A 22,921-nucleotide genomic window follows, 5' to 3' on the forward strand; every position below is an offset into this window, starting at 1 on the left:
ACCTCAGCCGGCCAAGCCGTCCGCCCCACCAGTCACCGCCCCACCAGTCACGACCCCGCCAACCGCCACCCCACCAACCGCTACCCCGCCCCCGGCACCGGTCACCCCACCGACGCCTGCCCCCGCAACCTCCAGGCCCACACCGCCGCCCGCCGTCACCACGCCACCGGTCGCCACGCCGCCAGTCACGGCACCACCGGTCACCGCACCGCCAGCCGCCGCACCGGCAGTCACCGCGCCACCGGCAGCCAGCGCACCGCCGGTCTCCACACCGCCGGTCTCCACACCGCCGGTCTCCACACCGCCGGTCTCCACACCGCCGGTCTCCACACCGCCGGTCAGCGCTCCACCAGCCGCTACCCCGCCGGCTGCCACACCACCCCCCGCCACCCGGCCGGCGCCACCCGTCGACACCACTCCGCCCGCCACCACCCCACCGGCCGCAACCCCGCCTGCCACCACACCCCCGGCCACCCGGCCGGCGCCACCCGCTGACACCGCGCCGCCTGCGCCGACCTCGCCGGTCACCACCCCGCCGGCCGCGAACCCACCCGCGGCGAACCCACCGGCCACCCGGCCGGCACCGACCGCCGACCCCGCACAACAAGGCCAGCAGACCAACACACCCGCTCCACCTCCCCCGCCGCCGCCACCCGGTTTCGGGTCCGCCGTGCCGCCACCGCCACCCCCACCGCCGGGCTTCGGCGCGGCCGTGCCGCCGCCTCCGCCGCCGCCGCCTCCGGGCTTCGGCGCGGCCGTGCCGCCACCGCCGCCTCCTCCCGGCACGCAGGTACCCGCCGCGGTGGTCGGGATCCCGATCCCGCCGCCGCCCGGCGCACCCGGCGCGCAGGTCAACGCGCCCACCGCACCAGCGGGCCCGTTCTCGCCCCGCCGGGACACCGCCCTGAAGAACGGCACCCTCAACGGACTGCCGCCGGTGTTCCCCTCCGTGCCGCTGACGGTCACCGACGTCGAGATCAACCTCGGGCAGGTCCAAGCCGGGTTCGACGCGATGTTCGACACCCTGCGCGCCAACCACAACGTGACGACCACGCCCACCGTGAACGCCGACCTGGTCGTGCAGTTCGACGAGAGCACCTTCGCCAAGCACTTCGCCCTGCAGCAGGAACTGGACACGGCGTCGCAGAACGCCGCTCCCGGCGGGCCCGCCGTCATCCAGCTGCCCGACGGCCAGACCATCGACGCCCGCCAGACCCGCGCCGAGATCGTGTCCGGCGACTTCCTGCACCGGCTCAACGACGGCGACCCCGACGCCGTGGCGCAGCTGGACACCCTGCTGAACCAGGTCGTCCAAGCCAAGGTCGGCCCCAACGGCGACGTCGACGCGGCACTGGACGCGCTGGTCGACAGCACCCGCACCAACCCGGCCCGCTCCATCAACGGCCACGTGCTGCTCAACACCGGCCACCTCGACGGCCTCACCACCGACCCCGCGCGCAAGGCCGACGCGATCCGCCACCTGCTGACCCACGAGTTCATGCACGTGCACTCCGTCGGCAGCGACGTCACCTTCGCCCACCGCGACGGCCAAGGCGGCGTCTACAGCACGAACGTCAACCCGGACGAGGCGATCACCGAGCTGCTCGCCCGCAACATCACCGACGCGCTCTCCGAACGCCTCGGCGAGTCCAGCCAGTACAACCAGGACGAGAACGGCGCCAACCGCTACCAGAACTACGTCGACCTGCTCAACAACGAGTTCGACAAGACCCGCGGCAGGTGGGCCGCCCCGTTCGACCCCGACGCGACGTTCCAGGACATGCTCGACGACTACTTCGGTGGCACCGAGCCCGACGCCCCGCCCCAGACGCGGTCCGCCCCGCCCGCCGACATCGACGCGCCGCCGACGGCCGACGCGGACGTGCCACCGGCGAAGGACAAGGACGTCCGCGCCGACGAGTCCTGGCGGCACAGCACGGCGAGCACCGCGGACTGGTTCGCGCCGAAGGACCCGCAGCCCTCGGCGGCGTGGGACTCGGTGCGGGACAAGGCTCCCGTGCGCACCGTCGACACCGAGGTCGCCGACGTGCAGCGGTCGAGCACGCCGGGCAACGTCGACTCCCTGACCGGCCTGATCCGGCACGACGTGCGCCGGATGGAGGTGGCGCCCGGGAACTGGGTGAAGGAGTACACCCTCAAGGTCCACCTCAAGCCCGGCGAGGGCGTCCCCCGGTCCGATGTGGACGCGGTGGCCAGGAAGACCACCGACGGCGTCGAGCGGTTGCTGAACCAGGGCTACCGGCTGCCCTCGGGCGACCAGTTCCACGCCAGGGTCGAGTTCGTCACCGACCCCGCGCAGGCGCACACCACGGTCGACGTGACGCCGTCCGCCACGGCGGACCAGCTCAACTGGGGCGCGCAGACCTCGGAGAACGTGCTCGCCCACGAGGTGGCGCACTACTTCGGCCTGCCCGACGAGTACAAGGACGCGGCCGGCCCGGACGCCCGGATCTTCAACAGCGACGGCAAGCCGCTGCCGCCCGGGCACACCCAGTCGAACCTGGTGGTGAACGACGACGGGCTGATGGGCGCGGGCGTGCACGGCGACCCGTCGATCAAGCCGCGCCACCTGTGGGCGATCGAGCGCACCACCGACAGCCAGGTGATGGTGCCGGACGCCGGCCACGCCACGCTGCACGACCCGGACTCGCCCCGCCAGACGCCTCCCCCGCGACCGCCCGACCAGGGCACCCGGCCCGACATCAACCCCCGGCCGGTCGGCGACACGGACAGCGGCACCGAGGTCGACGCGCAGCCCGCAGGCCCTCCGGCGCCACCGCCACCGCCACCGCCGCCGCCCCCGCCGCCGGGGACCACCTCCACGCAGCAAGCAGCGGTGCCACCGCCTCCGCCGCCACCGCCTGCCTTCGGGTCGCAGGCGCCGCCGCCACCGCCGCCACCACCCGCGCCGACCTCGACGCAGCCCGCGGCGGTTCCCCCGCCGCCACCGCCCTTCGGGTCACAAGCACCGCCGCCACCACCGGCCGGACCCGACACGTCCGGCACGACGGCGACCACGCCCGCCGCCCCGCAGGGTCCGTACTCGAACGTCCGGGACGCGGACCTGAAGACCGGCATCCTGACCAGGCTGCCCGCCCAGATCACCCCGGTGCCGTTGCAGATCGCGGGCGTCCAGGTCGACATCGGGCAGGTGCAGGCCGGTTTCGACGCGCTGTCCGGCAAGCTGGGTGAGTTCGGCATCACCACCACGCCGAACGTGAACCCCGACCTGGTCGTGCAGCTCGACCAGCAGACGTTCGCCAAGCACTTCGCCGTCCAGCAGGAGCTGGACACGGCGTTGAAGACCACCGACCGGGGCGACTCCGACGTCACCGTCGGCCAGCTCAACGGTCAGGGCGTCGACCCGGCGCGGGTCCGCGCCGAGATCCTGTCCGGCGACTTCCTGCGGCAGCTCAACGACGGCGACCCCGACGCCGTCGCACGCCTGGACACCCTGCTGGACCAGGTCGCCCAAGCCAAGGTCGGCCCCAACGGCGACGTCGCCGCCACGCGGGCCGGGCTGATCGAGAGCACCCTCACCAACCCGGCACGCGCGATCAACGGGCACGTGCTGCTCAACACCGACCACCTCGACGGCCTCACCACCGACCCCGCGCGCAAGGCCGACGCCATCCGGCACCTGCTGACCCACGAGTTCATGCACGTGCACTCCGTCGGCAGCGACGTCACCTTCGCCCACCGCGACGGCCAAGGCGGCGTCTACAACAAGAACCTGAACCCCGACGAAGCCGTCACCGAGCTGCTCGCCCGCAACATCACCGACGCGCTCTCCGAACGCCTCGGACAACCCAGCCAGTACAACCAGTTCCCCGACGGCAGCGCGCGCTACCAGACCAACATCGACCTGCTGAACCGGGAATTCGACCGGCCCCGGTCCAAGTGGGACAGCTTCAAGCCCGGTCCCGCGTTCCAGACCATGCTCGGCGACTACTTCGTCGGCGCGACTCCACCCGCCACCACGTCCGGCACGCGCCCCGCACCGCCGACCACCACGCGGGGCGTCGACCACGACGTCCAGCCGCCGAACGCGCCGCGGCGCAACCCGTTCCGCTCCACGCCCGCGCCACCGCCGCCGTCGATCTCCGCGCCGATCCCGCTGGTCGACCTGGCACCCGCCAACACCGACGCCGACACCACACCCGCCCCGACCACGCCCGCTCCCGCAGCACCGGCACCCGCGGCACCCACGCCCGCAGCACCCGCCCCGGCGCCGAACCCCGTGCTCGGGTCGCGGAACCTGCCGGACTTCTTCCAGCAGGGCAAGGCACTGGGCACGATCGCGCCCACCGACGTGCGGGGCGCCGAGCACGTCACCGGCACGATGACCGGCATCACGCCGGCCGACGCCGCCGTCATCGAAAGCGCGGTGAAGAACAACTTCGAGTCGTTCCTCGGCCAGGGCCGCGACTTCCAGGTCAAGATCGACGGCACCTGGTACGAGGCCAACGTCCGGGCCACGATGCTCCCGCCGGCCGACGTCGCCGCCGTCACCAGCACGCCGTCCACCACCACGAAGGTGGACATGGCCGCCCAGTCCGCCGCCAACACGGGCACCGCCACCAACCTCACCACCGCCAACGACGTCGGCCTCGCCGCGGCGGCGAGCGCGGGCGTCGGCCCGTACGGCTCCCTGGCAGGCAAGGCGCAGCTCGCCACCCCCGCCACCACGCTGAACACCTCCTCCGGCACGGTGGACCAGCGGTTCATCCGCGGCGGCGAGAGCTCGACGAACGTCGACGTCCCGGTCTCCTTCCAGGTCACGCTGACCGCCGCCAACGGCGCCGTGCGCCCACCCCAAGCGGTCAACGGCGGCGTCACCCTCGCCGTGCCGAACGACCTGGAGACGATCTCCAACTCCGGCAACGCCCAACCGGCCGCGGCCCTGCCGCCGGGCTGGGGCGCGAAGCTGGAGCACCCGACGCCCGAAGCCGTGACGGACTTCGACGCGAAGCAGGCGTTCACGGAGGTCGCCGCGAAGATGCACCCGTCGATCACCAAGATCGGCGCACCGGGCCGCACCGCGTTGCAGGACTTCCTCAACCCCACCACCGTCCGCGACAACCTCGGCGCGATGCTCGGCGGCTGGGTCACGTCCCCGGACCTGGTCAGCCCGCACGGCAGCAAGGCCAACGCCGTGCAGATGAAGGCCACCCTGCTGACCGCCGAACTGGTCGGCACGACCGACGCCGCCCAGCTCCGGCTGCACGAGTCCCAGGCCACCGGCAGCTCCCTGGCCGCCACCAGCAAGACCGGCTTCGACGTCGCGGCCGGCGTCGGCGGCGGTGTGGGCGTGCCCGGCGTGATCGGCGGCACGGGCGGCGCCACGGCCGGCTACTCGGCCCGGACCTCGGACACCTCGAACGCGGGCACGACCAGCAGCACCCGCACCGGCATCCAGCTCAAGGGCGACACCGGCCTCTACAAGGTGACCGCGAACGTCCACATCCGCACGCCCAACGGCGCGGACGTCGTCATGCCGGTCACGAGCTACATGCGGGTCGGCCTGCCCGAGGCCGCCTCGCTGACCCTGCCGGTGCCGCCGGGCGCCCGGGCCGGGCTGACCGAGCCGGGCACGGCGGGCACCAAGTACCTCCCGCCCTACCTGGCCGCGGACCTGGCGGCGGGCAACGTCAAGGTCGGCGAGTTCGGCCCCGGCGCGCAGGTGCAGTCGCAGGTCCAGGCCACGTTGCGCGACGTGCCCGGCTTCGGCAAGTTCCTGCCGGGCTGGAACGACCCGGCCACCGGCTCGCGCAAGGGCCAGGGCCTGGCCGACGTCGCGGAGGCCATGGCGAACCAGCGCAAGCTCGACGCGGAGCTGTCGCCGACCGCGCTGAAGACCAAGATGGACAGCCTGCTCGGCCCCGGTGTGCAGGTGCAGCTCAAGAAGCGCGGCCTGAGCACCAACGAGTACGTCAACATCACCGTCCGCGCCCGGCCGGTGGGCACCCGGCACCTCGGCCAGGTCGACGCGCGCAACGTGCGCGGCTCGGCGAACACCGCGCCGAAGCTGGACAGCACCACCGCCACGCAGAAGTCGGTCACCGTCGGCGTCGAGGGCAAGGCGGTGTTCCCGGTCAGCACCGGCGCCGCGTCGCTCACCCCGACGCCGCAGGTCGGCGCGAAGTACACCTACGGGTGGGGCGCCAAGAACACCGGCGGACCGACCGTCACCAGCACGGGGCTCAACGTCGGCAGCCCGGACGCCCAGGTGTTCGCGCAGGACCTGGAGTTCGACGTCGAGATCACCACGTTCAGCCGCAACCGGGCGTGGGTCAAGCGGGTCACGCCCGGCTCGCCGATCCTCCAGGTGCCCGACCCCAAGCCGGTCGCCAAGACCGGCGGCCCCAACCCGCCCGGCGTGGTGAGCCTGCCGCAGATCTCCGGCCCGGTGCACCTGTGGGTGTCGGACAGCTCGTCGATGGACCACGACCCGTCCGGCTTCGAGCCGGGCAAGCCGGTGGCCACCAGGCTCGACCGGCCGCCGTCGATCAAGGACCTGCTCAACCCGCCGGTGCCCCGGCCCCCCGCGCCGGACTTCCTGCACGTCGAGGCCGTCGTCAACACCGAGGCGGTCCGCGACCAGGCCATCGAGGCGCTCAACCTGGCCGCGAAGGGCGACTCGTCGCTCACCGTGCCGGGCACGGAGGCGCGAAACCAGATCGACAAGCTGTTCAGCCCGGAGAGCATCAAGGCCAACCTGCGCAAGCTGACCGAGACCGGCATGCAGGAGAACGGCCTGAAGTACGGCCGCCGGGTCACCGACCGCACCGGCGCCATCGGCATGGCGATCGAGCTGGGCAACCCGAAGCTGGTGTCGATCTCCGACAACACCGGCACCGAGAACGCGACCACCGGCGGTTACAAGGCCGGTGACGCGAAGACCAGCAGCCACACCGTCGACCTCACCGCGGGCGTCAACCTGCCGGTCAAGCCGAACGTGGCGCCGCCGCCCGCGGGCGAGCCGAAGCCCGCGTCGGGCTCGGGCGGTGTCGCCGTGGCGGGCAAGATCACGCCGTACTCGTCGTCGAAGACCAGCGCGACCGAGGTCAGCGGCAGCGTCGACCGCAACTTCGTCACCCCGCCGAGCGCGCGGACCGTGCTGATCCAGCTCGACGCGGACGTCACCGTGGTCGGTGAGAGCCGGTCGGGCAACGTCGTCTACGGCGGCACCCCGCGCGTCGAAGGCGCCAAGGTCACCCTGCCCGGCGGCGTGTTCGTGCGGGTCAGCGAGGACGTGGCGCGCGAGCTGGGCGTGCTGCCGAAGGTGCAGCCGACGACGCCGCCACCCGCGTTCGGCACGATGGCGCCGCCGGCCACGGTGACGCCGGACCGGCCGAGCTCGCTCGGCCTGAGCACGCTGGACACCGCGCCGGACCTGTCGGGCGTGGTCTCCGGCCTGATCACCGACCTCAACGAGCGGACCAGCGGTCCGTTCAAGAGCGACCTGGTGCCGGACTCGGTCCTCAAGGACTCGATGAACAACTTCCAGCGGCTGGTCGACTTCACCTCGCCGACGAGCGTCAAGGCGATGATCGACAGCGCGCTGGACGGCGGCGTGCCGCTGCTGCTGCACCAGCCGGGCACGTTCGGCAAGGACACCTACCAGGTCACGCTGAAGGCGCGGGTCACGGACGCGCCGAGCTTCTCCGGCGTCGTCAACGACGGCGTCGACATGGAGCACACCATCGCGGGCGCCCGGAAGGTGACCGACGGCCTCGGCCGGTCGACCGGGTGGGGCGTCGGCCTCAAGTCGCCCGGCCTCGCCCAGCCCGGCAGCGCGAACCCGAACGTGTCCGGCGGCGTCGGCGTGATCGCCGCCGCCAACGTCGGCCGGCAGCACAGCAGCAGCGTCACGAAGGCCACCACCGAGCAGTTCGGCCACCTGCGCGCCGGCGGCGGCCCCGCCGTGAAGTACACCGTGCCCATCGAGTTCGAGCTGGTGGTGGAGAAGGGCGACCAGGTCGTCACCAAGGCGACGGCCCAGCCCCAGGACGTCGTGGTGCGGCTGCACGCGGACAACCAGAAGGTGTTCACCCCGGCCGCCACGCCACCGGCCGGCTACACCTCGACCACGACCCCGCGGCCGGCCGCGGAGGGCACGCCGCAGGCCGCGACGGCCTGGCAGCACAACGGCTCACCGGCCACGTTGCCGCCCAAGGCGTCGGTGGAGAACCTCCGCGGGGCCCAGGACCTGCGTGCGGCGGCGATCCAGGCGCTGACCGCGGCGGGCGCGAACCAGGGCATCACCGGCAAGGGCACCGGCCCGCTGAACACCCTGCTGTCGACGCTCGGCTCGGAGAACCTCCAGCCGAGCCTGCCGGGGATGCTCGACGGCCCGCTGGACGTGCCGGGGCTGCACGAGGCCGCGTTGACGTTCGGTCAGCACGCCGACGTGAAGGTCTACGCCAAGCTGGTCAACCCGAGGCTGGGCGGCCTGAGCGACGGCGTGAACCTGGAGAACCCGAAGTCGTCGGTCACCACGACCTCCGGCGAGGCCAAGCACAGCGAGACCGGCGACGTGTCGGTGGGCTGGGCGACCGGCAGCGCCGCGGTCGCGCCGAGCCAGGACCCGAAGGACACCGCGAGCTTCGCCACCGGCGGCGTCGAGACCCGGCACGCCGCCGAGGACGCCGAGGCGGTGTCCGGCGGCTCGGCGACCAACAAGACCAACAACCTCAAGCCGCAGGGCCGCACCGGTCTGGTCGACTTCGACGTGGAGTACCGCGTGGTCGCCACGGTCGGCGGCCGGACCAGCGTGGTCGACCTGAGCGTGCCGGGCTCGGCGTCGGTGCGGATGCCGTCGACCGAGGCCGAGACCGTGCTCGGGCGTGACTTCGACGCCGGGCTGAGCGACGCGCAGACCGCGGTCAAGGACACCGCCAAGGCGTGGCGCGACGCGGAGCTGGCGGTCGACAAGGCGCGGCACGACGCGCAGGCCGTGATCAACCGGGTGGCCGCCGACGTCGCCCGGCTCCAGAGCGACCTGACGACCTCGCAGGTCGACCACGACAACGCGATCGGCGACCAGCTGGCCGAAGCCGGCCGCGTGCCCGCCCTGGAGCAGGCGGTTCAGGACGCGCAGACCCGGCGCGACGCCGCGAACGACGTGGTCGCGGACCTGCGCGACCGGATCCCGGGCCTCGACGCGGCTCACCGGGACGCGCAGGTCGCGCTGGCCGACGCCGAGGCGGACGCGCGCTCCACCGGGCGTGACCTGGCGGACGCGAACACGGAGCTCGACGCGGCACGGGTCAGGTTGGACGACGCGCAGGCGGCGTTGGACGTCGCCCAGGGCGACCTCGACGCGCACCTCGACGACCGTCCCGAGGACGCCCCGCCGATCGTCGACGACAAGGTCGCCAAGGACCTGGTCGGCAAGGTGGACGACGCCCGTGCCACTCGTGACACCCGTGCGACCGAGGTCGGGACGGCGGTCGAGGTCGTCGCCGCGGCACAGGCCGCGAACACCGGCGCGATCGAGGCGCGGGCCGCCGCGCAGCTCGCCGTCGACCAGGCCCGGACCGCCGCCGAGCAGGCGCGGATCGACCTCGACCAGGCCACCGGCGCCCTGGACACCGCCCAGGGCGAGCTGGACACCGCCGAGATCGGCCTGGTCGACGGCCGTGACGCCGCCCAGCGCGCGGCGGAGGCGCGTCAGCACGCCCTGAGCGCGCAGCAGCAGGTCGAGAACACCATCGCGAACCTGGAAGCCGAGATCACCGCGGCCGAGGTGGAGCTGGACAAGCGCCGCGCCGAGGCCGACGCCCGCCAGCGCGACTGGTGGAACGCCCGCATCGAGGTGGACCAGCGGATCGCCGACTTCAACCGCCCGACCCCGCCTCCCCCGCCGCCCGGCGGCACGCCGGCCATCACCATCACCCCGCCGGCCGACACCACGACGAACGGCACCCAGCCCGCCTCGTCCACGACCGACACCACCGCACCACCGGCGCCGCCCCGATCTCCCGCCACCACCCGATCCACCACCGACGCACCGGAGCCGTCGACCGCCCCGTCAACCGCACCGCAGACACCGGCACCGGCACCGGCACCGGCCAAGTCGACCGAGCGGACCCCCAGCGGTCCCCGCCCCGAGCTGTCGCTCGACCTCCCGCCGGCCTCGCCGCCGTCACCGGAGCAGTCCGCCCGGCTCGACGCCCTGGCCGCGGACCTCGCCGAGTCCAACGCGATGCGCGACCGCAACGGCTACCGCCCCGCCGTGGTCGAGGTCTCCGGCCCCCACGCCCGAGCCGTCGCCGACGTGCTCGCGGCCAAGGGCGTCGACGCCACCACCCGCGACACCAACGGCACGGGCACCACCGACGTGCACGTGGACCACGACCTGCGCCGCCCGGACGGCTGGACGCCGCCCGAAGCGCCCAAGGGCGTGAAGGTCACCGACACCGTCATCACCTCACCCGCGCCGCAGGGGCCGCACCCGGTCCTGGACAACCCGGACTGGCGGCACAGCACCGCGCCCGGCGCCGACTGGTTCGACCCGAAACCGGACGCCGCGACCTCCGCCGACATCCGGACCGCGCGGACGAACGCCCCCGTCACCAGCACCGTCCGGGGTGAGGACGGCGGTGTCCTGGACAGCACCACCATCGGCCCCGACGGCGTCGCCATGAAGGCGTGGCGCGGTCCGATCGCCTACGACACCCGCGTGCTGGACGTCAACGGCGTGCCGGTGCGCGACTTCACCGTCAAGGTCTTCCTCGACCCCGACGGCAACGCCACCCCCGACCAGGTCGCCGACGTCCGGACTCGCACCCGGCAGGGCGTCGACGCGCTGTTCAACAACGGCAGCCGGCTGCCGAGCGGCGAGCAGTTCCACGTCACCGTCGAGTTCACGAACGACCCGGCCGACGCGCACGGCAGCATCGCGGTGACCGGTCCCGAGGGCCGCGCCAACCAGCTGAACTGGCCCGTCGACTCCGACGCCCGCACGCTCGGCCACGAGGTCGGCCACTTCCTCGGCCTGCACGACGAGTACTTCGAGACCGGCGACGTCAAGCCGATCTTCCAGCACCAGGACGGCAAGGGCCGCGTCGTCGGCGACAACGCGCCCATGACGGCAGGCGTCGACGCCCCGGACGCGAGCGTCAAGCCGCGCAACCTGTGGCTGGTCGAGAACCGGATGCACGCGCTGGAGTCGTTCAACCCGCCGGGCACGCCCCCGACCACCACGCCGAGCACGACGCCCGCCCAGGACGCCGACGTGCGACCGCCGAACGCGCCGCGCCTGCCGTTCCGCCGCACCGCCCCGAACCCGGTCATCCCCCTGGCCAGGATCACCCCGCCCACCCCGGGCTGGGTGCTGACCGCCACCAACCTGCCGGACTTCTTCCAGCACAACCAGGCCCTCGGCTCGATCGCACCGGTCGACGTGCGGGGCGCCGCCAGGGTCGCCCGCGCGATCGACGGCCTCGACGCCCGGGACGCGGCCCGCATCGAGACCGCGATCGGCTCCGACTTCGAGTCGTTCCTCGGGCACGGCCGCGACTTCCAGGTCAAGGTCGGCGGTCGCTGGTACGAGGCCAACGTGCAGGCCACGATGCTCCCGCCGGCCGACCAGGCCACCGCGGTCGAAACGCCGTCCACCAACACCAAGGTGGACATGACCGCGCAGAGCGGCACGAGCACGTCCACCACCAACACCCTGGCCACCGCCAACGACGTCGGCGGCGCGGTCACGGCCGGTGTCGCGGTCGGACCGTACGGCTCGCTCGGCGGCAAGGCCCAGCTCGCCACCCCGGCCACCGCCACCACCAGCTCGACGTCCACAGTGGACCAGCGGGCCATCCGCTCGGGCGAGTTCTCCACCCGCGCCGCGGTCCCGGTGACCTACCGGATCACGCTCACCGACGCCCACGGCGCCGCGCAGCCGTCGATCACGGTGGACGGCGACCACACCGGACCGGTCGACGTCACGCTCCAGATCCCGAACGACCTGACCACCATCGTCGACTCGAACCCGACCCTCGCCGCGAACCCGAACGCGCCCGCCGCCGACTGGGGCGCGCGGATCGAGCACCCGGTGCCCGAGGCGGTCGCGGTCACCGACCCGAACAAGGCGTTCACCGACGTGGCGGCCAGGTTGCACCCGTCGATCACCAAGATCGGCTCACCGGGCCGCACCGCGCTCCAGGCGTTCCTCAGCCCCACCACGATCCGGGACAACCTCGGCGCCATGCTCACCGGCTGGGTCACGTCCCCCGACCTGGTCAGCCCGCACGCGAGCAAGGGCTCGGCGGTCCAGATGCGCGCGAACCCCCGCACCGCCGAGCTCGTCGGCGTGCACGACTCCGCGCAGCTGCGCCTGCACGAGCTCACGTCGTTCGGCACGGGTGTCGCCGCCACCACCAAGACCGGGTTCGACGCCACCGGCGGGTTCGGCGGCAACGTCGGCGTGCCCGGCGCGGTCGCCGGCCAGGTCGGCGCGACGCTCGGCTACTCGGCGCGCACCGCGGAGTCCTCGAACGCGGGCACGAACACCACCAACCGCGCCGGCATCCAGCTCAAGGGCGAGACCGGCCTCTACAAGGTGACCGCCGATGTGGAGGTGCGCACCCCCAGCGGCGAGAACGTCACCATCCCGGTGACCGCGTACGTGCGGATGGGCACGCCGGAAGCGGCGGCGCTGAACCTGCCGGTGCCGGAGGGCACGCCGACCGGCATCGCGCAGCCGACCGCCGAACCCCGGTGGGCGCCGCCGTACCTGGCCGGCGCGCTCGCCGCGGGCAACGCGAAGGTCGGCGACTTCGAGCCCGCGAGCCGCGTGCAGCCGCAGGTCGAGGCGGCGTTGCGGAACGTCGAGGGCCTGGCCGGTTTCCTGCCGGCCTGGAACGACCCGGACGCCGACCCGCGCAGCGGCAAGGGCAAGGGCTTCGCGGACGTGGCCGAGCAGCTGGCCAACCAGCGCAAGCTGAACCAGCTCTCGCCGACCGCGCTGAAGTCCAGCATGGACAGTCTCATGGGCCCCGGCGTCCAGGTCCAGCTGAAGACCTCCGACGCCACCACCAACACCTACGTCAACATCACGGTCAAGGCGAAGGTCTCCGACACCGCGCACCTCGGCCAGGCGGACGCGCGCAACGTGCGCGGCTCGTCGTCCACCGGTCCCAGGCTGGACAGCGCCACCGCCACCACCAAGGGCTGGAGCGGCGGCGTCGAGGGCAAGGTCGTGATCCCGAGCAAGACCCCGATCGCGACCGTGACGCCGGCGCCGCAGCTCGGCGCGAAGTACAACCACTCGTGGACGACCAGGAACACCGGCGGCCCGAACGCCAACAGCACCGCGCTGAACGTCGGCAGCCCGAACGCGCAGGTGTTCGCGGGCGACGTGGAGTTCGAGGTCGAGATCACCACGTTCACCCGGCCCAGGTCGTGGGTGCAGCGGGTGACGCCGGCCAAGCCCGGCCAGCACGCGCCGCGGCCCCGGGTCGTCGCCCGCACGGTCGGCGCGCCGCTCGACCCGACCGCCGGCCACAACCCGGAGATCCTGCCGCTGATCAGCGGCAAGGTGAACCTGTGGGTGTCCGACAGCTCGGCCTCGAAGGTCGACCCGTCCGGGTTCGCACCCGGCGTCCCCGACGTCACCAAGCTGACCGACGCGCCCACCGTCAAGGACCTGCTCACCCGGCGCACCGGGACGAAGGCGCCGGAGTTCCTGCACGTCGAGGCGGTGGCCAACACCACGGCCCTGCGTGACGAGGCGGTCGACGCGCTCAACCGGGCGGCGAACGGCGACTCGGCGCTGACCGTGCCGGGCACCGAGTCGCGCAACCAGATCGACCGGATGTTCAGCCCGGAGAACATCAAGGCCAACCTGCGCAAGCTGGTCGAGACCGGCATGCAGGAGCAGAGCCTGCGCTACGACCGGCGGGTCACCGACCGCACCGGCTCGGTCGGCATGTCGATGGAGCTCGGCAACCCCAAGCTGGTCTCGATCTCCGACGACACCGGCACCGAGAACGCGGTCACCGGCGGCTACAAGGCCGGTGACGCCACGTCGGTGAACCGGTCGGTCGACCTCACCGCCGGCGTCAACGTGCCGGTCAAGCCGAACGCCACCCCGCCGCCCGCGGGTGAGCCGACCCCGGCGAGCGGCGCCGGCGGCGTGGCCGTGACCGGCAAGCACACCCCGTGGTCGGACTCGACGGCGCGGGCGCGGGAGATCAGCGGCAGCGTGGACCGCAACGTCGTGACGCCGCCCGCCGCCCGGACCGTGCTCGTGCAGCTGGACGCGGACGTGACGATCGTCGGCGAGAGCCGGGCGGGCAACGTCTTCCACGGCGGCACGCCCCGCGCCGAGGGCGCCACCGTCAAGCTGCCGAAATCGGTGTTCGTGCGGGTCAGCGAGGACGTGGCGCGCGAGCTGGGCGTGCTGCCGGACGTGCGGCCCGACGTGCCACCGCGCACGTTCCCCGCGATGGCGCCGCCGAAGGCGCTGGCCGACGGCGAGCCCGGCGCGCTCGGCCTGTCCGCGGTGGAGGGCGTGCCGGACCTCTCCGGTGTGGTCGCGGACCTGATCGCGGACGTGAACCGGAAGACGGGCAAGCGGTTCGGCGACCCGCTGGTGCCGGACTCGGTCCTGAAGGACTCGATGAACAACCTCCAGCGGCTGGTCGACCTCAGCTCGCCGACGAGCGTCAAGGCGATGATCGACAGCGCGCTGGACGGTGGCGTGCCGCTGCTGGTGCACCAGCCGGGCACGTTCGGCAAGGACTCCTACCAGGTCACGCTGCGCGCCAAGGCGGGCACGCCCCGGTTCGACCGGGTGGTCAACGACGGCGTCGACGTGGAGCACACGGTCGCCGGCGCGGAGAAGGTCACCAGCGGTCAGGGGCGCGGCAAGGGGTGGGGCGTCGGCGTCAAGGCGCCGGGGCTGGCCCAGCCGGGCAGCGCGAACCCGAACGTCTCCGGCACGGCGGGCGTGATCGCCGCCGCGGGCTTCAACCACGCGCAGAGCAGTTCGACCACCGACGCCACCACCCGGCAGTTCGGCCACCTGCGCGCGGGTGGCGGACCGGCCGCGAAGTACACCGTGCCGGTCGAGTTCGAGCTGGTGGTGGAGAAGGGCTCGGCGGTCGTCGCCGAGGCGACGAGCGGCCCGCGGGAGATGGCCGTCCGGCTGCACGCGGACAACCAGAAGGTCGCGGGCGGCGTCACGGCGAACCGGCCGTACATGGCGGCGGCGATCAAGCGCGGACCCGAGTTCGGCACGCCGACCGCCGCGCGGGCCTGGCAGCGGGCGGGCGACCCGGCGGCGCTGCCGTCGAACGCGTCGGTGGAGAGCCTGCGGGGCGCGCGGGACCTGCGTGACGCGGCGGTGCGCGCGTTGACCGCGGCGGGCGCGAACCAGGGCATCACCGGCAAGGGCACCGGCCCGCTGAACACCCTGCTGTCCACGTTGAGCTCGGAGAACCTCCAGGCCGCCCTGCCGGGCATGCTCGACGGGCCGCTGGACGTGCCCGGCCTGCACGAGGCCGCGCTGACGTTCGGCCAGGACGCGGACGTGAAGGTGTACGCGAAGCTGGTCAACCCGCGGCTGGGTGGGCTCAGCGACGGCGTGAACCTGGAGAACCCGCGTGCCACCGTGAGCACGACCAGCGGTGAGGCGAAGGTCAGCGAGAACGCCGACGTGTCGCTCGGCCTGGCCACCGGCAGCGTCGGCGTGAAGCAGCACGGCGACCCCAAGGACACGGTCAACGTGCTCGCGAGCGGTGTCGAGGTCAGGCACGCGGCCGAGGACTCGCAGGCCGTCTCCGGAGGCGCCAGCGACAACAAGGTGAACAACCTCAAGCCGCAGGGCCGGTCCGGGCTGGTCGAGTTCGACGTCGAGTACCGGGTGGTCGCCACCATCGGCGGCAGGACCGGCGTGGTCGACCTGGCCGTGCCCGGCTCGACCTCGGTGCGGCTGCCCGCGCCGGAGGCGGAGACCGTCCTCGGCCGCGGGTTCGACACCGCGCTGACCGGGGCCCAGGACGCGGTCAAGACCGCGGCGAAGGACTGGCGGGACGCCGAGATCGCGGTCGACAAGGCCCGCCACGACGCGCAGGACACCGTCAACGAGGTGGCCGCCGAACTCGCCAGGATCGACGCGGCGCTCACCGACGGCCGGCTCGCGCTCGACGCCGCGGTCGAGCTGGACCGCGTCGAGTCCGGCAAGGTCGAGGGCCTGACGACGCTGGTCGAGGAGGCCCGCGCCGCCGTGGCCAAGGCTCAGGGCGACGTGAAGGACCTCGGCGTGAGGGTCGCCGAGCTGGAGATCGCGGCGCAGATCGCGGACGACGTGCTCGGCGACCGGACCCGTGACGTCGCCGACAGCGCCGACCTCGTCGCGCGCCTGGAGGAGCGGAAGGCCGACGCACGCGAACTCGGCGAGGCGCGGCAGCGGCACGAGGCCGACCTGGCGGACCGGCAGAGCGCCGAGGACGCCGCCACGAAGGCCCACGACGACCTGCGCACGACGGCCGAAGCGCTGGCCGGGGCTCGCGCCGACCTCGCCCTCGCGAACGGCGAGCTGAACACGGCCAAGGACAACCTCCGCGACCAGCGGAAGACCGTCCTGGACACCACGACGGCCCGGACGGACGCCCGGACGCGGCACGACGACCTGCTCACCGCCCGTGCCGCTCAGGAAGCCCGGCTCCACGCGGCCGAGGCGGTGCTGAAGGACAAGCGGATCGAGGCGGACAACCGCCAACAGGCCTGGTGGGACGCCAAACGCGCGGTGGACCGCCAGATCGACACCTTCAACGCCCCACCACCCGCACCCACCCCACCTCCCGCACCACCGGCCACCACCACCGGACCGTCCACTTCGCACACGTCCGCCGCGCCACCGCCCCAAGCACCGGCCCCGGTGCCCCCGGTGCCTCCGGTGTCCCCGACGACCTCGGTGACCCCGGTCGTGTCCCCGGACCTCGTCAACGAGGCCCAGGCCCACCTCCGCTTCACCGCCGACGACCTCCTGCCCTCCGCACCACCACCGGCCCCCGGCGGCCTGTACGCGGCCGTCGCCCAGGTCGTCAACATCCCGCCGGCAGCCCTCCGGCACGAAGTGGTGACCTCCGCCACCGGCATCGCCGAGCACGTCGCCGACTTCACCGCCGCCCACCCGATGCGCAAGACCCACCTGTACGGCGCGCTGGTGGAGAACCTGAACTGGTCGCTCCAGGACCCGGCGGAGAACGCCAGGGCGGGCAACGCCCGCGACCTCGCCGGACGGCTCATCGCGACCCGCCTGGGTGTGAACCTGGTCATCCACCTGCCGGGCGTGCCCCAGCCGACGTGGCTGCCGCCGTTCACCGGCCCGGTCCAGCCGGAGATCCACGTCGACCTGGCCGTGCTGCACGGCGTGGCCACCTACCGACCGCGCTGACCAGCGGACGAGGTCCGCAGTGGACGGTGTCGGTCACCCTTCGGGGTGATCGGCACCGCACAGCCGGACGCCCCGGCGTGTGAGGCGGATCCGTCCGGTGACCACCCGGTGTCTCGTCGCTCACAGACGGGTCGGGCTGTTGGGTCGGGTGGCTCGAGCGGGTCTAGCATCCGGGGGTCAAGGTCCGAGTACGCACGTACCGGAGACCAGTCCACCACTGACGCTGGAGGCCGTTGCGCATGGCCGGCACCACCGCACCCGAGCGGGCGGGCACCTCTAAAGGGGGCGGAACGCTCTACCGCGGCGACCTGGGGATGTGGTCCTGGGTCGCCCACCGCATCACCGGTGTGTTGACGTTCTTCTTCCTGTTCGCGCACGTCCTGGACACCGCGCTGGTGCGGGTGTCGCCGGACGCGTACGACAAGGTCATCGAGACCTACAAGAACCCGATCGTCAACCTGTTCGAGGTCGGCCTCGTCGGCGCGGTCCTCTACCACGCGCTCAACGGCATCCGCGTGATGCTCGTCGACTTCTGGGAGAAGGGCGCGCGCTACCAGAAGCAGATGTTGTGGGTGGTGCTCGGCATCTGGGTGCTGGTGATGATCCCCGGCACCTACTACATGATGGTCCGCACGGTTACCGACCTGCTCGGTGGGGGTCACTGATCATGAGCGAACCGACCCTGGCCAAGCCGCGCGCACCGCGCCGCCCCGCCGCCCGCCGAAGCAACTTCGAGCTGTACAGCTGGCTGTTCATGCGCATCTCGGGTGTCGCGCTGGTGGTGCTGGTGCTCGGGCACCTGTTCATCATGAACATCCTCGACGGCGGCGTGCACCGCATCAACTTCGGCTTCGTCGCCGGCCGCTGGGCCTCGCCGTTCTGGCAGATGTGGGACCTGGCCATGCTGTGGCTGGCCCAGATCCACGGCGGCAACGGCCTGCGCACCGTGATCAACGACTACGCCCGCAAGGACGCGACCCGGTTCTGGCTCAAGGTGCTGCTCTACGTCTCGATGGTGCTGATCATCGCCCTCGGCACGTACGTGATCTTCACCTTCGACCCGAACATCACCGACTGACCCGCTGCGGGGAGTGCTCAGAGCCATGCAGTTCCACAAGTACGACGTCGTCATCATCGGCGCGGGTGGCGCCGGGATGCGCGCGGCGATCGAGTCCGGCCAGCGCGCCCGCACGGCCGTGCTCACCAAGCTCTACCCCACGCGTTCCCACACGGGCGCCGCTCAGGGCGGCATGTGCGCCGCGCTGGCGAACGTGGAGGAGGACAACTGGGAGTGGCACACCTTCGACACGATCAAGGGCGGTGACTACCTGGTCGACCAGGACGCCGCCGAGATCATGGCGAAGGAGGCCATCGACGCGGTCCTCGACCTGGAGAAGATGGGCCTGCCGTTCAACCGCACGCCCGAGGGCAAGATCGACCAGCGGCGGTTCGGCGGCCACACCCGCAACCACGGCGAGGCGGCCGTGCGCCGGGCGTGCTACGCGGCCGACCGGACCGGCCACATGATCCTGCAGACGCTGTACCAGAACTGCGTCAAGCACGGCATCGAGTTCTTCAACGAGTTCTACGTGCTCGACATCTGCATGACCGAGACCGCCGACGGCCCGGTGTGCACCGGCGCGGTGGCCTACGAGCTCGCGACCGGCGAGATCCACGTGTTCCAGGCCAAGTCCGTGGTGTTCGCCACCGGCGGCTTCGGCAAGGTCTTCAAGACCACGTCCAACGCGCACACGCTGACCGGCGACGGCATGGGCATCGTGTTCCGCAAGGGCCTGCCGCTGGAGGACATGGAGTTCTACCAGTTCCACCCGACCGGTCTCGCGGGCTTGGGCATCCTGCTCACCGAGGGCGCGCGCGGCGAGGGCGCGATCCTGCGCAACGCGTCCGGCGAGCGGTTCATGGAGCGCTACGCCCCCACCATCAAGGACCTCGCGCCACGCGACATCGTCGCCCGCTCGATGGCGCTGGAGGTGCTGGAGGGCCGCGGCGCGGGCCCGAACAAGGACTACGTCCTCCTCGACTGCACCCACCTGGGCGCGGAGGTGCTGGAGACCAAGCTCCCCGACATCACCGAGTTCGCCCGCACGTACCTCGCGGTCGACCCGGTGACGGAGCCGGTGCCGGTCTACCCGACCGCGCACTACGCGATGGGTGGCATCCCGACCAACGTGCACGGCGAGGTGTTGCGGGACAACGACAACGTCGTGCCCGGCCTCTACGCCGCCGGTGAGTGCGCGTGCGTGTCCGTCCACGGCGCGAACCGGCTCGGCACGAACTCGTTGCTGGACATCAACGTGTTCGGCCGCCGCGCGGGCATCGCCGCCGCCGAGTACGCGTTGGCGCACGACCACGTCGAGCTGCCCTCGGACCCGGCCGCCGCCGTCGAGGCGCAGGTGGCGCTGGTGCTGTCCGAGCACGGCGAGGAGCGCGTGGCGGACATCCGCACCGAGCTGCAGGCCACCATGGACGCCAACGCGTCGGTGTACCGCACCGAGGACACGCTCAAGACGGCGCTGCACGACGTGCAGGCGTTGAAGGAGCGGTACCAGCGGATCACCGTGCAGGACAAGGGGAAGCGGTTCAACACCGACCTCCTGGAAGCCGTCGAGCTGGGCTTCCTCCTGGAGCTGGCCGAGGTTCTCGTCGTGGGCGCGCTGGCGCGCAAGGAGTCCCGCGGCGGTCACGCGCGCGAGGACTACCCGAACCGCGACGACACGAACTTCATGCGCCACAGCATGTACTACAAGCAGGGCGACGGCTTGCTGGCCGACATCCGGCTCGACTACAAGCCCGTGACGTTCACCCGGTACCAGCCGATGGAGCGCAAGTACTGATGACCGCTACCGCTGAAGTGTCCACCGGCTCGCGCGGGAACCAGCCCCCCGTGCCGGACGGCGCGATCACCGTCACCCTGAAGGTGCGCCGGTTCAACCCGGAGTTCGACGACGAGCCGCGCTGGGACTCGTTCGAGATCCCGGCCCTGCCGTCGGACCGCGTGCTGAACCTGCTGCACTACGTGAAGTGGTACCTCGACGGGACGCTGACGTTCCGCCGGTCGTGCGCGCACGGCATCTGCGGCTCGGACGCGATGCGCATCAACGGCGTGAACCGGCTGGCGTGCAAGGTGCTGCTGAAGGACCTGCTGGCGGGCGGCGGCAAGCCGACCACGATCACCATCGAGCCCATCAAGGGCCTGCCGGTGCACAAGGACCTGCTGGTCGACATGGAGCCGTTCTTCGAGGCGTTCAAGGCGGTCAAGCCGTACCTCATCACGTACGGCAACGAGCCGACGCGTGAGCGGGTCCAGTCCATCGCCGACCGCGAGCGGTTCGACGACACCACCAAGTGCATCCTGTGCGCGGCGTGCACCACGTCGTGCCCCGTGTACTGGACCGAGGGCTCGTACTTCGGCCCGGCCGCGATCGTGAACGCGCACCGGTTCATCTTCGACAGCCGTGACGAGGGCGCCGAGGAGCGCCTGGACATCCTCAACGACGTCGACGGCGTCTGGCGCTGCCGGACCACCTTCAACTGCACCGACGCCTGCCCACGTGGCATCCAGGTCACCAAGGCCATCCAGGAAGTCAAGCGCGCCCTCCTCTTCAAGCGCACCTGACCCACCCGCACACCGCGCACCACCGCGTAAGGCCCCCGAGCATCCCTCGGGGGCCTTACGCGCACCGGCGTGTCGAACGCTCAGCGCCCGCGTGTCGAACGCTCAGGTACCCCGAATTCAACGCTCAGGACGACGCACCCGGCGCGGACTTCGGCCCTGGTGCGGTTCTGAGCGTTGAATTCAGCGGTCCTGAGCGTTCGACACGCCGGTCCTGAGCGTTCGACACGCCGGTTAGGGGACGGTTAGGGGTGGTTTTGGGCGGCGGCGCGGGTGCGGGCGGCGCGGGCGGCCTTGGCGCGGCGGTTGCGCAGGTACATCACCAGGCCCAGGAGCAGGCCGAGGCCGGCGACGGCGGTGATCGGGCCACCGACGTTGCCGAACGCCGTCTGCATGGCGGACGGCTGGGTGCCGTCCGGCGTGGAGTTGGCGACCTCGCCCACACCCGCGCTGGTCGGCGTCGGCCGGGGCTCGGTGGTCTTCTTCTTCGCCTGCGGCGCGCCCTCGACCAGCCTGCCGACCGGGTTGCCCGCCGCGGCGGGTTCCAGGGCGAAGCCGTAGTCGAGCAGGCGGGCGGCCTGGTCGGTCATCCGGATCGGCTGCTGCTGACCCCGCAGCAGCACGACCACGAGCCGCTTGCCGTTGCGCTCGGCCGCACCCACGTAGGTGTGCTGCGCGTCGTCGGTGAACCCGGACTTGCCGCCCAACGCACCCTGGTACGTGGTCAGCAGCCGGTTGTCGTTGACGATCGGGACGGTCCCGTTGCCGTTGGCCGCCGGGAAGTCGATCCGCTGCGTCATCACGGCCTTGACGAAGTCCGGGTACTTCATCGCCTCGCGGTAGATCAGCGCCACGTCGTAGGCCGACGTCGACGTGCCCGGCGCGTCCAGCCCGGACGGCGTCACGGCCCGCGTGTCCAGCGCGCCCAGCTCGGCCGCCAGGGCGTTCATCTTCCGGATCGCCGACGGCACCCCGCCCAGCCGACGGGCCAGCGCGTGGGCCACGTCGTTGCCCGACGCCATGACCAGCGCCTGGAGCATCTGCTCGACGCTGTACTCGGCGCCGTTGCGCAGCCCGATGCAGGTGCACTCCTGCGCGAGGTCCTCCGGCGTCGCCGCCACCGTGGCGTCGGGCGCCAGCTCCTTGGCCACCACCATGGCCAGCAGCACCTTGATCACCGACGCGGGCCGCTGCCGGCCGTGCGGGTCGAGGGCCGCCAGCACGGCGCCGCTGTTCATGTCGGCGAGCAGCCAGCTCTTGGCCGTGATGCCGTCCGGGGGCACGGGCGCGTTCGGTGGCAGCACGAGGCCGCACTCACCGAGGCGCTGTCCCCCGATCGGGCTCTCCGGCACCTCGATCGGTGGTGGAGGCTTCTCGCCTGGCGCCACCTGTTCGGAGGTGTCGACCGGTGGGGGCGGTGACACCTTGTTCTCGCAGGCCGGCTGTGCGGCCGCGACCGGTGCGGCCACGAACGACGCGCCGGCCATCAGCGCACAAGCAGCCAGGACCAGGGCAACGGGCCGTCGGAACGCGGAGGAACGCACCCGCCCAGGCTATCCACCCCGGATGAGTGACCTGCACCCGCCACGTCCGATACTGCTCCGGTGAAGCTCTCCCGCGGCATGTCCGTGTTCCTGCTTGCCTTCGGGGTGTGGTCCTGGGTGATCTGGCCGACCTTCCTGCGCAACATCTGGAAGGACCCCCGTTCGTGGGACGGCGGCCCGACCACGTTCTTCACCGTCCACCTGCTGCTCGTTGTCGCGTCGCTCACATTCGGCACGGTCATCGGCGTGCTGGGCGTGCGCGGGCTGCGGGCGGCCAGAAGCGCCAAGAGCGAGTAAACCCACCACACCTGG

At 72.4% G+C, this 22,921-nt stretch carries 8 protein-coding genes; 6 read left to right on the forward strand and 2 right to left on the reverse strand.

From position 1 onward, the window contains the following. Positions 1-3: 3 nt before the first annotated feature. Entirely contained in the window at positions 4-573 is a 570-nt protein-coding gene (locus AB0H12_RS15605) for a hypothetical protein (protein WP_499623565.1), read from the reverse strand. Positions 574-670: 97 nt separating this feature from the next. On the opposite strand from AB0H12_RS15605, the gene AB0H12_RS15610 reads away from it, so the two are divergent. From AB0H12_RS15610 to AB0H12_RS15630, 5 genes are all read left to right on the forward strand, one after another. Next, on the forward strand, positions 671-17,431 hold the full coding sequence (locus tag AB0H12_RS15610) for a coiled-coil domain-containing protein (RefSeq protein WP_499623566.1): 16,761 nt from the start codon (positions 671-673) through the stop codon (positions 17,429-17,431). Between the two features lie 239 nt (positions 17,432-17,670). Beyond that, positions 17,671-18,096 carry a succinate dehydrogenase, cytochrome b556 subunit gene (gene sdhC / locus AB0H12_RS15615; protein WP_230570370.1) on the forward strand — a complete coding sequence of 142 codons (426 nt, stop codon included), beginning with the start codon at positions 17,671-17,673 and terminating at the stop codon, positions 18,094-18,096. A 2-nt stretch (positions 18,097-18,098) separates the two neighbouring features. Next, positions 18,099-18,509, forward strand: coding sequence for a succinate dehydrogenase hydrophobic membrane anchor subunit (locus AB0H12_RS15620; protein ID WP_499623567.1), 411 nt, complete (start codon positions 18,099-18,101; stop codon positions 18,507-18,509). 25 nt (positions 18,510-18,534) lie between these two features. Next, the gene (gene sdhA, locus AB0H12_RS15625) at positions 18,535-20,286 is read left to right on the forward strand and encodes a succinate dehydrogenase flavoprotein subunit (protein ID WP_499623568.1); all 1,752 of its coding nucleotides are present in this window, start codon (positions 18,535-18,537) and stop codon (positions 20,284-20,286) included. After that, entirely contained in the window at positions 20,286-21,068 is a 783-nt protein-coding gene (locus AB0H12_RS15630; protein WP_367135105.1) for a succinate dehydrogenase iron-sulfur subunit, read from the forward strand. Before sdhA ends, AB0H12_RS15630 begins: the two co-directional genes overlap by 1 nt. Before the next feature lie 242 nt (positions 21,069-21,310). On the opposite strand, the gene AB0H12_RS15635 is transcribed toward AB0H12_RS15630, so the two are convergent. Beyond that, positions 21,311-22,609 (reverse strand): D-alanyl-D-alanine carboxypeptidase family protein, encoded by a 1,299-nt coding sequence (locus tag AB0H12_RS15635; RefSeq protein ID WP_499623569.1) that lies wholly within the window; start codon positions 22,607-22,609, stop codon positions 21,311-21,313. A 60-nt stretch (positions 22,610-22,669) separates the two neighbouring features. On the opposite strand from AB0H12_RS15635, the gene AB0H12_RS15640 reads away from it, so the two are divergent. Further along, positions 22,670-22,906, forward strand: a complete 237-nt coding sequence (locus tag AB0H12_RS15640; RefSeq protein WP_498782022.1) for an SCO4848 family membrane protein — start codon at positions 22,670-22,672, stop codon at positions 22,904-22,906. Positions 22,907-22,921: the final 15 nt, after the last annotated feature.

This window comes from Actinosynnema sp. NPDC023794, assembly GCF_040639675.1.
Lineage (GTDB): Bacteria > Actinomycetota > Actinomycetes > Mycobacteriales > Pseudonocardiaceae > Actinosynnema > Actinosynnema luteola.